The organism is Filibacter tadaridae (genome assembly GCF_900609045.1).
Taxonomy (GTDB): Bacteria; Bacillota; Bacilli; order Bacillales_A; family Planococcaceae; genus Sporosarcina; species Sporosarcina tadaridae.
The window spans coordinates 57,404-70,065 of the sequence record NZ_UXAV01000043.1; the positions used below are offsets into that span (position 1 = coordinate 57,404).

Annotated in this window: 13 protein-coding genes and 1 riboswitch; of the genes, 4 read left to right on the forward strand and 9 right to left on the reverse strand. The window is 42.7% G+C overall.

Annotated features, from left to right (window positions below; all coding sequences use genetic code 11):
• Positions 1 to 106: 106 nt before the first annotated feature.
• Positions 107 to 212, reverse strand: a riboswitch (SAM riboswitch).
• A 54-nt stretch (positions 213 to 266) separates the two neighbouring features.
• The 7 genes from FILTAD_RS12775 to FILTAD_RS12805 form a co-directional block, all read right to left on the reverse strand.
• The gene (locus FILTAD_RS12775; protein WP_124071358.1) at positions 267 to 566 is read right to left on the reverse strand and encodes a thioredoxin family protein; all 300 of its coding nucleotides are present in this window, start codon (positions 564 to 566) and stop codon (positions 267 to 269) included.
• A gap of 12 nt (positions 567 to 578) precedes the next feature.
• Positions 579 to 920, reverse strand: a complete 342-nt coding sequence (locus FILTAD_RS12780) for a toprim domain-containing protein (protein ID WP_124071359.1) — start codon at positions 918 to 920, stop codon at positions 579 to 581.
• Positions 921 to 996: 76 nt separating this feature from the next.
• The gene (gene gcvH / locus FILTAD_RS12785; protein ID WP_124071360.1) at positions 997 to 1,380 is read right to left on the reverse strand and encodes a glycine cleavage system protein GcvH; all 384 of its coding nucleotides are present in this window, start codon (positions 1,378 to 1,380) and stop codon (positions 997 to 999) included.
• Positions 1,381 to 1,454: 74 nt separating this feature from the next.
• The gene (locus FILTAD_RS12790; protein ID WP_124071361.1) at positions 1,455 to 1,814 is read right to left on the reverse strand and encodes an arsenate reductase family protein; all 360 of its coding nucleotides are present in this window, start codon (positions 1,812 to 1,814) and stop codon (positions 1,455 to 1,457) included.
• Positions 1,815 to 1,899: 85 nt separating this feature from the next.
• Positions 1,900 to 3,687, reverse strand: coding sequence for an acyl-CoA dehydrogenase family protein (locus FILTAD_RS12795; protein ID WP_124071362.1), 1,788 nt, complete (start codon positions 3,685 to 3,687; stop codon positions 1,900 to 1,902).
• Between the two features lie 43 nt (positions 3,688 to 3,730).
• A complete protein-coding gene (locus FILTAD_RS12800) occupies positions 3,731 to 4,906 on the reverse strand; it encodes an acetyl-CoA C-acetyltransferase (RefSeq protein WP_124071363.1) in 1,176 nt (391 codons plus the stop codon).
• 52 nt (positions 4,907 to 4,958) lie between these two features.
• Positions 4,959 to 7,343 carry a 3-hydroxyacyl-CoA dehydrogenase/enoyl-CoA hydratase family protein gene (locus FILTAD_RS12805; protein WP_124071364.1) on the reverse strand — a complete coding sequence of 795 codons (2,385 nt, stop codon included), beginning with the start codon at positions 7,341 to 7,343 and terminating at the stop codon, positions 4,959 to 4,961.
• 221 nt (positions 7,344 to 7,564) lie between these two features.
• Here FILTAD_RS12805 and FILTAD_RS12810 point away from each other — a divergent pair, with 221 nt between their 5' ends.
• Both FILTAD_RS12810 and FILTAD_RS12815 read left to right on the forward strand, forming a co-directional pair.
• Positions 7,565 to 7,885, forward strand: coding sequence for a thioredoxin family protein (locus FILTAD_RS12810; RefSeq protein WP_124071365.1), 321 nt, complete (start codon positions 7,565 to 7,567; stop codon positions 7,883 to 7,885).
• Positions 7,886 to 8,029: 144 nt separating this feature from the next.
• A complete protein-coding gene (locus tag FILTAD_RS12815) occupies positions 8,030 to 8,545 on the forward strand; it encodes a cysteine peptidase family C39 domain-containing protein (protein ID WP_124071366.1) in 516 nt (171 codons plus the stop codon).
• Positions 8,546 to 8,809: 264 nt separating this feature from the next.
• On the opposite strand, the gene FILTAD_RS12820 is transcribed toward FILTAD_RS12815, so the two are convergent.
• Together FILTAD_RS12820 and FILTAD_RS12825 are read right to left on the reverse strand one after the other, a co-directional pair.
• Positions 8,810 to 9,700 carry a 5'-3' exonuclease gene (locus FILTAD_RS12820; RefSeq protein WP_124071367.1) on the reverse strand — a complete coding sequence of 297 codons (891 nt, stop codon included), beginning with the start codon at positions 9,698 to 9,700 and terminating at the stop codon, positions 8,810 to 8,812.
• Positions 9,690 to 9,968: a hypothetical protein gene (locus FILTAD_RS12825; RefSeq protein WP_124071368.1), complete on the reverse strand. Its 279-nt coding sequence runs from the start codon at positions 9,966 to 9,968 to the stop codon at positions 9,690 to 9,692. The genes FILTAD_RS12820 and FILTAD_RS12825 overlap by 11 nt, the downstream gene beginning before the upstream one ends.
• A 168-nt stretch (positions 9,969 to 10,136) precedes the next feature.
• On the opposite strand from FILTAD_RS12825, the gene FILTAD_RS12830 reads away from it, so the two are divergent.
• Positions 10,137 to 10,832 (forward strand): hypothetical protein, encoded by a 696-nt coding sequence (locus FILTAD_RS12830; protein WP_345788907.1) that lies wholly within the window; start codon positions 10,137 to 10,139, stop codon positions 10,830 to 10,832.
• A gap of 230 nt (positions 10,833 to 11,062) precedes the next feature.
• Positions 11,063 to 12,577, forward strand: coding sequence for a glycine betaine uptake BCCT transporter (locus tag FILTAD_RS12835; protein ID WP_124071369.1), 1,515 nt, complete (start codon positions 11,063 to 11,065; stop codon positions 12,575 to 12,577).
• Positions 12,578 to 12,662 lie beyond the last annotated feature (85 nt).

The following is a 12,662-nucleotide window of genomic DNA, read 5'->3' on the forward strand; positions in this document are numbered from 1 at the left end:
GCCTGTCGCGTCTTAGCAGGCGCCTTTCGCTTTTCTTTAATATAAAAAGCCCTCCTGCAGACAAGCAGAAAGGCTAAACGGTTATAGTTAATAACGGTTATCCGATCTCTCATCTTTCAAAGCATTAGCTTTGTGTGACTTGGCACCATTTCACTTTCGTGACGGTTGCCGGGCTTCATAGGGCACTATCCCTCCACCTCTCTTAATAAGAGCGACATATTCAATTGTTTGATATGAACTAATCTATCATGTTTTCAACCAGTGTGTCAACCGATTTTTTCAAGTAGGTAAGGAACAGATTGAAATGCATAAATTTTATGTTTAATGACGCCGTCTTTTTGGATAAGCAGACAAGGCACGCTTTCAATTTCATAGTCCACTGCGATGCTTTGCACGTAATTTAAATCCGCCTTACCCATTGGTGTGTCCGGTTTCATAACGGATACGACCTCCATCATTTTTGAAGCCACTGCGCATGTACCACACATCGGGGTATATAAATAAAATACTGATGTTTTGTTATCCAAGATTGTACTTTCCCACTCTTTGCGTGTCCAATTTTCCATTCAACTCATCCTTCATAGTAAAAATTGTGGGTGGACCTTAAATCCCGCTTCGGTAAGAATAGTAGCCAGTACCTTGAAAGGTGTAGTTTCAACTTCCTTGTATACTTTTTCCGTATATAGATGAATGGCGGAATGGAATTCCCTCTTAAATAAATGACGGATTTTCTCTCCCGATTCATCAGCATCCAGGAAAACGTATAACTCCCGTTCTTCATATGCTTCTAGTAATTCCTCAAGCCGATATGGACTTACCGTTCCATTCGTACAAATTATTTCAACAGGTTCAGCTACAATTCTTTGCAGTCGTTTCCGGTCCGAGCCACCTTCTACGATTAGTACTTTTTCTTCATTCACAAGGACTTCACCTCGCATTATCTATAGTCTATATATACAAAAAACGCCGGAACTAGACCGGCGCTTTACAATTCAATTATTCTCCAACAGTCATTTTCTCGTAGTCTTCTGCAGACATAAGTGCGTCTATTTCAGCTTTGTCAGAAGGCTCGACAACAATCATCCATGCATTTCCGTATGGAGATTCGTTAACGAATTCAGGGCTGTCTTCTAGTCCTGCGTTGACTTCTAGTACTTTACCGCTGATAGGCGCATAAAGCTCAGAAACTGTTTTAACAGATTCAACACTTCCGAATGGCTCGTCCGCTTTCACATCGTCGCCTACTTGTGGTAGCTCAACGAAAACGATATCGCCAAGTTCAGATTGTGCAAAGTGTGTAATTCCAATGCGGTAGTTACCGCCTTCTTCTTTAACCCATTCGTGCTCTTCAGAATAACGCAGATCTTTTGGTGTGCTCATTCCGTACCCCTCCAAAAAGTTATATTCATTCTATTCAATTTTGACATATTTCATGAACAAAGACAAGGTAGGAGTCATCCTTTCCATACATTGTCGAAATCATCTTCTTTAAACCCGACTGTTACTTTTCCATTGCCATATACAAGCGGTCTTTTCATCAACATACCATCAGTTGCCAGTAAGCGAATCTTTTCTTCATCCGTCATTGCCGGTAATTTATCTTTGACATTCAGTTCTCTATATTTCATGCCACTAACGTTAAAGAACTTTTTAATATCCAAACCCGAAATAGCAATCATCTCACTAAGCTGGTCTTCCGTTGGAGGATTTTCGGCGATATTTACTTCTTCAAATTGTAGACCGTTCGTCTCAAGCCACTTCTTCGCTTTCCTGCATGTACCGCATTTAGGATAACTGTAATAGGTAAGCCCCATTCTTTAGCACCTCCATTTTCATCAGTATAGCAAAAAAAGTTGCGGACACCAAAAGGTATCCGCAACTTACACCTTACAAAAAGAATTAGACGATGAATTTCTCAGCTTCGATAAGTTTTACGGAAGCTTCGCGTTTTTTTGCAATGATGTTGTACGGGTTAGAACGTGTTAATTTGCGTAATGCAGACATCATCATGCGTTGGTTGTCGCCTTCGACAGCTGCAAGAAGTGTTTCTTTCGCATCTCTTTCGATTTCTTCGAATGCTTCTTGACAGAAGATTTGCGTGTAAAGGATTTTTTGTTGTGCTTTTTCTTCTCCATCACGTGCAATTGCTTTTTCCGTACGAAGAACGGCAGATTCCATTGCAAAAAGATTATTTGCGATATCTGCGATGTTTATTAGAACTTCTTGTTCTGCCTCTAGTTTCGTGCCGTACCGTTGTGCGGCCATACCTGCTGCAAGAAGACCGATTTTCTTCGCGTTTTTCACAAGTGCTTTTTCCTGTGCAAGTGCTTCTTCACCGATTTCTTCAGGCATCATTGAAAGAAGCTCACCTTGTAACGCTTGTGCTTGTTGTAGAAGTGGCAATTCGCCTTTCATCGCTTTTTTCAAGAATGTTCCTGGAACGATTAAGCGGTTAATTTCATTTGTACCTTCAAAAATACGGTTGATGCGTGAATCGCGGTAAATGCGTTCCACTTCATATTCTTGCATGAAGCCATATCCACCGTGAAGTTGAACGGCTTCGTCAACGATGTAATCCAATACTTCTGATCCGACTACTTTGTTGATAGAACATTCGATTGCGTATTCAGCGATTGCTGCTGCAATTGCTTTTCCGTCTTTTTGTTCTTCTATGCTCATTTGACTTTGACGCTCTTCGAAGTAGCCGACCGTACGATAAATCAAGCTTTCCGATGCATACAATTTAGATGCCATTGTCGCCAATTTTTGTTTTGTTAGGTTGAATGAAGAAATTGGTGTTTTGAACTGTTGACGCTGGTTCGTATACGAGATTGCTAGTTCAAGAGCACGTTTCGATCCGCCGATTGTGCCTACCCCTAGTTTGTAGCGGCCAATATTTAGGATATTGAAGGCAATCACATGACCACGGCCAACTTCGCCAAGTAGATTTTCAACTGGAACTTCCGCGTCTTGAAGGATGAGTGTACGCGTTGAAGATGATTTGATACCCATTTTCTTCTCTTCAGCACCTACTGAAACGCCCGGGAACACTTTTTCAACGATGAAAGCGGAGAACTTGTCGCCATCAATTTTTGCATAGACAACAAATACATCTGCAAATCCAGCGTTTGTAATCCACTGTTTTTCACCATTTAGGATGTAATGCGTGCCTGCATCGTTCAATTTAGCAGTTGTTTTCGCACCTAGTGCGTCAGATCCTGATCCTGGCTCAGTTAATGCGTATGCTGAGATTTTGTCTCCAGCTACCGAGTTAGGTAAGTATTTATTCTTTTGGTCTTCATTTCCGAAAAGAACGATTGGTAATGTACCGATACCTACATGTGCGCCGTGGGTGATTGAGAAACCACCTGCAACCGACATTTTTTCAGAGATTAATGCAGATGAGATTTTGTCAAGACCAAGGCCACCGTATTCTTCAGGAACATCCGCTCCTAGAAGACCGAGGTCCCCTGCAGTTTTAAGTAGTCTAACTGAGTGGTCGAATTCATGATTTTCTAGGTTTTCTACAACTGGAAGCACTTCGTTTTTCACGTAGTCTTCTGTTGTTTTTGCGATCATTTTTTGCTCGTCGGAAAAGTCTTCTGGTGTAAATACGCGATCCAATTCGATGTCTTCGACTAAAAATGCTCCGCCTTTAATTAACTCGTTTGTTTTCAATTCAGTCATTATGATTTCCTCCTTGGGTTATATGCATTTTTATTTTTATGATTTACAGTAATTCAAAGACGGCTGCTGCGCCCATTCCGCCGCCGATGCACATTGTGACGACGCCGAATTGTTTACCTTGACGTTTTAATTCGCTCATCATGCGGATTGTCAATATAGATCCTGTTGCACCAAGTGGATGCCCGAGTGCGATTGCTCCGCCGTTTACATTCACTTTGTCCATGTCGAGTCCTAAGTGACGGATAACTTGAAGGGATTGTGAAGCGAATGCTTCGTTTAATTCCCAAAGGTCGATATCCTCTATTGATAAGCCTGCTAGTTTAAGTGCTTTTGGAACTGCTACGGTCGGTCCGATGCCCATTACTTCTGGGGGCACGCCGCCTACAGCGAATGAACGGAACTTCGCGATTGGCTTAAGTCCTTGTGCTTCTGCCACTTCACGATCCATTAGCAGAACAGCGCCTGCGCCATCGGATGTTTGTGAAGAGTTACCTGCTGTAACACTACCTCTAACATTGAATGCCGGGCGTAGTCTTGCTAGACCTTCCATGCTTGTTCCTTTACGAACGCCTTCATCCATTTCGAACGTGAATTTCTTCTCGCTGTATTTACCGTTATCATCAACAGAGCGCTTAACGACTTCAACAGGTACGATGTCATCGTTGAATTTCCCTGCTGCAATCGCTGCACCGGCCAATTCATGTGAGCGGACTGCAAATGCATCCTGGTCCTCACGACTAACGCCATATTTAACAGCAACTTGTTCTGCCGTATGTCCCATTCCCATATAATATTCGGGCATCGTTTCTGCTAAATGGAAGTTTGGTCGAATCGTATTCCCCATCATCGGGACCATACTCATCGACTCAACGCCACCCGCGATAATCGCCTGTGAGTGACCCAGCATAATGCGTTCTGCGCCATAGGCAATCGATTGTAGCCCTGAAGAACAGAAACGGTTCACTGTAATTGCAGGAGTCGTATCCGGTAATCCCGCAAGCGCTCCGATATTACGTGCAACGTTCATGCCTTGTTCCGCTTCCGGCATTGCGCAACCGATGATTAAATCATCGATTGCTCCGTCATAGTCTCCAGCACGTTTCAATGTTTCTCTAATTGCCAATGCTCCTAAATCGTCAGGGCGAACCGTAACAAGAGAGCCCCTGCCTGCTTTTCCGACCGGTGTACGTGCACCGGCCACTAGTACTGCTTCACGCATTGATTTTCCTCCTCTTTGCTGTACGTCCGTACGTTCTATCTATTAAGCATATTTAGTTACGTAGTGGCTTCCCTTTTAGAAGCATGTGTTGCATACGTTGTTGTGATTTCGGTTCCGCTACTAGGCTCAAGAAGGCCTCGCGTTCGAGATCCAACATATATTGTTCATCAACCAACGTTCCGTATGGCACTGTTCCGCCTGATAATACGAAAGCTAATTTTTTTGCAATTTTCAAGTCATGCTCGCTGATGAATCCTGAAGCGAACATGCCTTCCGCGCCAAGTAGCATCGTTGCATATCCTGAATCTCCAGTGACTGGAAGTTTTTGTCGTTTAGGTGCTACGTAGCCATTGTCATGCAATGCGATTGCAGTTTGTTTCGCATCGTAAATCAAATGATCTGGGTTCACACTGATGCCATCCGCAAAGTCCAAGAAATTATTTTCTCTCGCTTCTTCTCCAGATGTCGATACTTTTGCCATTGCAATCGATTCGAACACTTTGTTCGCTACATATTGGTAGTCAACATGAACGCCATTCGGCAATCCCTTTAAGTGTTTTGCATAAAGACCAACGTTACCGCCACCGCCAGGTATTAAACCGACACCCGCTTCGACAAGTCCCATATATGTTTCCATAGATGCTTGAATATGAGCAGCCGGTAAACATACTTCCGCTCCACCGCCAAGTGTCATCTGGAAAGGTGCTGCAACAACAGGTTTTGTAGAGTATTTAATCTTCAGCATTGCGTTTTGGAAAGAACGAACAGTGAAATCAAGTTCGAAAATATTATCATCCTGAGCTTCCATCAAAATCATGCCAAGGTTTGCACCTACACAGAAGTTTTTACCTTGGTTACCGATGACAAGGCCTTTGAAGTTCTTTTCAACTTCATCCACTGCGAAATTGATCATTTGTACGATGTCAGGTCCGATTGCATTCGCCTGTGAATGGAATTCAAGTAGTGCAACTCCATCTCCAAGGTCGATTAAGCTTGCGCCTGTATTCTTCTTGATGACGCCGTGTTTTTTCTTATAACGTTTTAGATTAATTACTTTTTCATTTACGACTACCTTCTTATATCCTTCTCCATCGAAGAAATAAAGTTCGTTGTCTTCTTCTTTATAGAAAGTTTCATAGCCTTTGTCTAGCAGTTGTTGAGCGAAAGCAGGAACTGTTTCTCCTTCTTCTTTCATCTTGGCAATTGATTTTTCTACGCCGACTGCGTCCCAAATTTCAAATGGTCCTTGCTGCCAACCGAAGCCCCATTTCATGGCATTGTCGATTGCGACGATATCGTCAGCAATTTCACCATGCAGTTCCGCAGAGTAACGAAGTGTTGGAGCGATAATATTCCAAAGCAATTCTCCTGTGCGGTCATCCGCATAGACGAGTGCTTTCACTTTGTTCGCAAGTCCTTTTTGTTGCTTCGCCATTTCAATTGAAGGCGTTTTCAATTTCTTCATCGGTCCGTATTCAAGTGTTTCAGGATCGAGTTCAAGAATTTCTTTATCTTTTTTCAAGAAGAATCCTTGTTTCGCCTTTGCACCAATCCAGCCATTGTCAATCATCGTTTTCATGAAGGCTGGTAATTCGAACACTTTTTGTTCTTCGCCTTCCGTTTTATCGTAAGCGTTTTTCGCTACATGCATGAACGTATCGAGACCTACAACATCCAGTGTACGAAATGTAGCTGATTTTGGACGACCAATCAATGTCCCTGTTACTGAATCGACTTCTCCGATAGAGTATCCACGCTTTTCCATTTCACGCAGCGTTACGAGAAGGCCGTATGTACCGATTCGGTTTGCGATGAAGTTCGGTGTATCTTTTGCAATAACAACACCTTTACCAAGACGGTCTTCACCGAATGCAGTCATGAAGTCTACTACTCCTGCATCCGTTGTGCTTGCCGGAATTATTTCAAGTAGTTTCAAATAGCGTGGCGGGTTGAAAAAGTGAGTTCCAAGGAAATGCTTTTGGAAATCTTCTGTACGTCCCTCTGCCATCGCTTCAATACTGATTCCTGAAGTATTTGAACTTATAATCGTGCCTGGTTTACGTACAGCATCGATTTTTTCATATAACCCTTTTTTAACATCTAAGTTTTCAACAATGACTTCAATAATCCAGTCAACGTCTTTTAACATTGCTAGGTCGTCTTCAAAGTTCCCTGTTTCAATAAGTGAAAGAGAGCTTTTCGTCGTTAGTGGTGAAGGTTTTTGTTTCAATAGTTTTTGTTTTGCTCCTGCCGCGATTTTGTTTCGTACTTGACTGTCTTCTAAAGTAAGACCTTTCGCTTCTTCGTCCGTTGTCAATTTGTTTGGAACGATATCTAAAAGAAGCACCGGGATTCCAATATTTGCAAGATGAGCAGCGATGCCTGATCCCATAACGCCTGAACCTAAAACTGCCGCTTTTTTAATTTGATAAGTCACGTGCGAAGCCTCCCTTTTCGTTTTGAATGAGTGCTCATTCATTTTATGGGCAAAAAAAATAGAAACCATTTCTATAACTCTAGTGTAGAACATTCTTTGCATTTTCGCAATATTTAAATCTAAAAAACTTGTAAATGAAGGTAATTTTCCATAGCAGTTCGTTTCACTATCCCCCGTTTTGAAATCGTTGTACACTACTCTTATAGAAGGAGTGACTTAAAATGAAATCAATTACAACTACTGAGCAATTCAACGAAATTATTTCCGGTGATTCTAAAACACTTATTAAATTTGAAGCCGACTGGTGCCCTGACTGCAAACGGATGGATATGTTCATTGATCCGATCGTTGAAGAGTATAGTATGTATACTTGGTACGATGTGGACCGTGATGTTCTACCCGAAATCGCGGATAAGTACGACGTTATGGGCATTCCAAGTTTACTTATTTTCCAAAACGGCGAAAAGAAAGACCATCTCCATAGTGCAAACGCAAAATCACCATCACAGGTGACTGCTTTTCTTGATAATGTTAACGAATAACTGAAAGTGGCGTCAATCGATAGATTCCCTTCTATCCTTTGGCGCTTTTTTGTATTCATATACTATGAATACAATTGTAACGATGTTCGGGAATGAACGATTTACTGAAGGGAAAACTACTTCACTAGTAAAGGAGGGGGATGAATGAAAACCATCCTAAATGTGAACGGGACATCCCAATTTGACGATTCAATTAAAAAATCATTGCAATCTTCTGCTTGTGGGCCTGTTACGGCATTTGTTATGATGCAACATCTCCTGCCCAACTCATTTTCACACAGCGTGAATGATTTGTACCGCATACTTGGCGGAACAAAAATTGGTTTATTCAAAAGACGGTTCATCCATAATATGCAAAAAACACTGGGTCCAAAATGGCATGTTGCAGCGTGTACGATTGAAGATGTAAAACGAGAAATCAATGATGGTCGCCTTGTTGCAGCAAAGTTTGATAAGTGGTTTGCCTTCCGTTGGCGGGGTGACTATGACTTTGATTATCACTGGGTACCCATCATCGGTTTTGAACAGCGCGGGAATGATGTTATTCTCGCAATCCACGATAATGGTGGTCGCGATAGAGAAAGCCGTATCCGTCATATCTCTTTTAATCGAAACCAAAAAGTACTTTCTTTTGTAAAGATTAGGCCCGCTGAATCGTGAAAACCCTGTTCAAATCAATAGATTTGAACAGGGTTTCTTCAATCTACAAAATCCAATGCCTGTTTCAGTGTGGCAAAGCTGTTTATACGTCCGAATGATAGGCCTAAATTGACAAGCGTTTGTGCAATAGTTTTTTGGCTGATTTTCGTCAGAAATTCATTCATCCATCTATCTTTCCTTTCTTTACTTTATATATTGACGTAAAGAATCCTTCTAACACCGCGAGGCGCTTGGGAAATATATAGAATCATTTGTTCAACTTAACTAGTTTAAATAAAGAGAGTCAGCTTGTTTAGTAATCATAGTATACCCCTCTTTTTCAATCAATTCCCTAATTCTAGAATCGTAAACTGGAATCTCTAATTCTTCCAGCGGTTCGTCCATCTCAAGACTACAATGGATTTCCGCAAGTTTTCTTGATAAAAGTAGCATATCCATATTCTCTGTGATCTTCTTCCGGATTGCAGGCGTCAACTCATGAAGCGATTCGACTACGCCTTCAACTGAACCGTATTCTTTAATTAATTTCAGGGCAGTCTTAGGACCAATTCCTTTAACGCCTGGATAGCCGTCGCTTGCATCGCCAGTGAAAGCTTTCGTTTCGATGAATTGAATAGGTGAAATACCGTATTCATCTACGAATCGTTCGTCTGTATACAAGTCGTAAATGGCATACCCTTTCTTCACGAGTGCAATGTGCACACCAGGCCTTAGTAATTGAAGAAGGTCTTTGTCTCCCGTGACAACTGTGATTTCCGCTTTATCCGTCCACGTTTCGATAATGGAGCCAATCAGGTCGTCCGCTTCCATTCCCGGAATCCCGTAATTTTTCCATCCGATTGTTTCCGACACAGTACGTGCCATATCGAACTGTGGAACAAGTTCCGGGGCAGGTGCCGGACGATGTGCTTTATAGCCATCAAAGAGCTCGTTGCGGAATGTATGTGCGCCCATATCCCAGCAAACTGCCATATGCGTAGGCTTGAAAATACTCATCGCGGTCATCGTGTGACGGGCAAATCCCTGGACTCCATTTGTCGGCGTACCTGCAGCATTTGGAAAATAGTGTCCCATTGCAGATGTCGCAAAAAACGATCGAAACAGGAGAGCCATCCCGTCGATTAGTAGAATATGTGGTTTTGTTTCAGATTGCATGATAAGTAGTTCCTCCTATGTAGGTTGATTTATTTTTGGTGTGGGGATTGATCGCTTTTTTTGTTTTTTGGGCGCTTCTCCATGGGGATTGATCGCTTGACTTGTTTTTTGAGCGCTTCTCCATGGGGATTGATCGCTTGACTTGTTTTTTGAGCGCTTCTCCATGGGGATTGATCGCTTGACTTGTTTTTTGAGCGCTTCCCCATGGGGATTGATCGCTTCTTCTGTTTTTTGAGCGCTTCTCCCCGCAGATTGATCGCTTCTCCATGGTTTATGATCACTTCACAAGTTTAGCACACGTGTAAATGCAAGAAATTCGAAGTTGCATCAGCTACTTCGACTTTTTTGCGCTCATTCCAAACAAAATACAAAGAGTCCACTCCTTTTCATCTAGCGTTGCATACGCTAGGAAGAATCGCTTGGAAGGAGTGAACGAATGGTAAACAATCAATCGGGAGAATACGGAGAACAACAGTGGTATCCCAAACTACCTGAAGGTTATCAAGAGCAATCAGCTCCAAGGATGCACGGACAGGAAATGGGTGGATGGCATCCCGGAATGGGAATGTCAGGGTTTTCATTCGGCGGAGGCTTTCCTGGACATGGGTCGCATGGATTCCCGCCTGGTGGAGGCTTTCCCGGACATGGGTCACCTGGATTCCCGCCCGGCGGAGGCTTTCCTGGACATGGGTCGCATGGATTCCCGCCTGGTGGAGGCTTTCCCGGACATGGGTCACCTGGATTCCCGCCCGGCGGAGGTTTCCCTGGACACGGGTCGCCTGGGTTCCCGCCTGGTGGAGGTTTTCCTGGACACGGGTCGCCTGGATTCCCGCCTGGTGGAGGCTCTTCTGGACAACACCAAGGTCCAACATCACCGCCACCTAATATGACTCCACCGTATCCTGACAATAAATCTACAGGTCCACAGTTGCGCGCAGTGGATCCTGGTGCAATTGGTGGGTGTATGTATAGGAATACGTATGTCTGGTTGTCAAGACGAGAAGGTTTCTGGTTTTACCCAACATTTGTTGGAAGGACTTCAGTTGCCGGATTCAGATGGAACAACAGACGTAGAAGATGGGAGTACCTAGGCGTTGATCTAGATCGAATTGATTCGTTTACATGTTTTTGATGAATTAAATTTATTTACTCTAAAAAAGCTTTTATATTGAAAGGATATTTCCACTATGAGGTGGAAATATCCTTTTTTTGAATGTAAGCTTTTTCCGGTTTACATATTTCAGGAGAAGGGAATAAATATAGTATTCGCTCTGAACACGCATTGCATATCTAGACCGGATTGTGGCAAAATTAAGCTGAACAATGTACACTTATCATTTCAAAGGAAGCATAGGTGATTATATGAAAAAGATTTCGAGTGTATTTTGGATTACACTCGCACTTGTATTTGTAGCTGTATTATACGGGGCACTCGCACCCGAAAATTTTGAATCTGTCACAAATAACATGAAGAATTTTATCACTTCATCTTTTGGATGGTATTACTTGCTTGTCGTTACGGGCATCGTACTCTTTTGTTTGTTCTTCATCGTTAGTCCAATGGGGCAAATCACGCTTGGAAAGCCGGACGAAGAGCCCGAATATTCTCGTATAAGCTGGTTTGCGATGCTATTCTCGGCAGGTATGGGTATTGGTCTTGTCTTCTGGGGTGCCGCGGAACCGCTGTCTCATTTTGCCATAGATACGGCAACAGCGGAGCCTGGAAGTAAGGAAGCCTTCCGTGAATCAATGCGCTTTACGTTCTTCCATTGGGGGATTCATGCATGGGGAATTTACGCTGTCGTTGCCATGTCGCTTGCCTACTTCCAATTTAGAAAAGGCGAACCCGGGTTGGTATCCTCTACGTTAAAACCTCTTTTCGGTAAAACGATGGATGGGCATACCGGAACAATGATCAATGTGTTCGCAGTGTTCGCTACAGTGGTGGGAGTTGCAACAACACTAGGTTTCGGTGCTATTCAAATCAACGGCGGTCTAGCGTATCTTACCGACTTACCGATTAGTTTTCCAGTTCAAATTGTCATTATCATTGTCGTCACTATTTTATTTATCGCCTCTGCTTGGACAGGCATCGGTAAGGGTATCAAATATTTGTCGAATGCCAACATGGTTCTTGCATTAATACTCATGATTCTTGTCATAGTGCTCGGTCCAACGATGTTGATTTTCGATACATTCACGGATACGATTGGTTCTTATTTGCAAAACTTGCCCCGCATGAGTTTCCGGGCTGCTCCAGTCGATGCCGGTCATCGGGAATGGATTAATGATTGGACAATCTTTTACTGGGCTTGGTGGATTTCTTGGGCGCCATTCGTCGGAATATTCATCGCTCGTGTGTCACGTGGACGGACGATTCGGGAATTCCTCGTTGGTGTTCTGTTGTTACCGACTTTGATCAGTTTCTTTTGGTTCTCTGTATTTGGAGCTACAGCAATGGACGTCCAACTAAAAGGGACAGATTTGACCAATCTATTGACGGAAGAGACACTTTTCGCTGTTTTTGATGCAATGCCATTATCCATGTTGCTGTCGATTGTAGCCGTCTTACTTATTGCAGTTTTCTTCATCACTTCTGCAGACTCTGCTACATTCGTACTTGGAATGCAATCGACTTACGGTTCACTACATCCGTCAAATGCAGTGAAGTTAATATGGGGAGTTTCACTTGCAGCCATCGCGATGATCTTGCTATCTTCGGGAGGATTGAATGCGCTTCAAAACGCGCTCATTATCGCTGCATTGCCGTTTTCAATCATTATTATTTTGATGATGTTTTCTTTTTACAAAGCACTTGATAAGGAAAGAAAAGAAATGGGCTTGATGATAAGACCTTATTCGAAGAAGAAAAAGTAATTTTAAAAGCCAGGAATGAGCTATCACGCTCATTCCCGGCTTATTTTGTGCCTTTTCTGTCTTGAATACTATTATTTTTAATGAT

Coding starts and splice junctions, on each gene's coding strand:
- FILTAD_RS12825 (WP_124071368.1), bottom strand. CDS start 9,968: ATGGAGAAGCGATCAATCTGCGGGGAGAAGCGCTCAAAAAACAGAAGA.
- FILTAD_RS12835 (WP_124071369.1), top strand. CDS start 11,063: ATGAAAAAGATTTCGAGTGTATTTTGGATTACACTCGCACTTGTATTT.
- FILTAD_RS12775 (WP_124071358.1), bottom strand. CDS start 566: ATGGAAAATTGGACACGCAAAGAGTGGGAAAGTACAATCTTGGATAAC.
- FILTAD_RS12790 (WP_124071361.1), bottom strand. CDS start 1,814: ATGGGGCTTACCTATTACAGTTATCCTAAATGCGGTACATGCAGGAAA.
- FILTAD_RS12800 (WP_124071363.1), bottom strand. CDS start 4,906: ATGCGTGAAGCAGTACTAGTGGCCGGTGCACGTACACCGGTCGGAAAA.
- FILTAD_RS12815 (WP_124071366.1), top strand. CDS start 8,030: ATGAAAACCATCCTAAATGTGAACGGGACATCCCAATTTGACGATTCA.
- FILTAD_RS12830 (WP_345788907.1), top strand. CDS start 10,137: ATGGTAAACAATCAATCGGGAGAATACGGAGAACAACAGTGGTATCCC.
- gcvH (WP_124071360.1), bottom strand. CDS start 1,380: ATGAGCACACCAAAAGATCTGCGTTATTCTGAAGAGCACGAATGGGTT.
- FILTAD_RS12795 (WP_124071362.1), bottom strand. CDS start 3,687: ATGACTGAATTGAAAACAAACGAGTTAATTAAAGGCGGAGCATTTTTA.
- FILTAD_RS12820 (WP_124071367.1), bottom strand. CDS start 9,700: ATGCAATCTGAAACAAAACCACATATTCTACTAATCGACGGGATGGCT.
- FILTAD_RS12810 (WP_124071365.1), top strand. CDS start 7,565: ATGAAATCAATTACAACTACTGAGCAATTCAACGAAATTATTTCCGGT.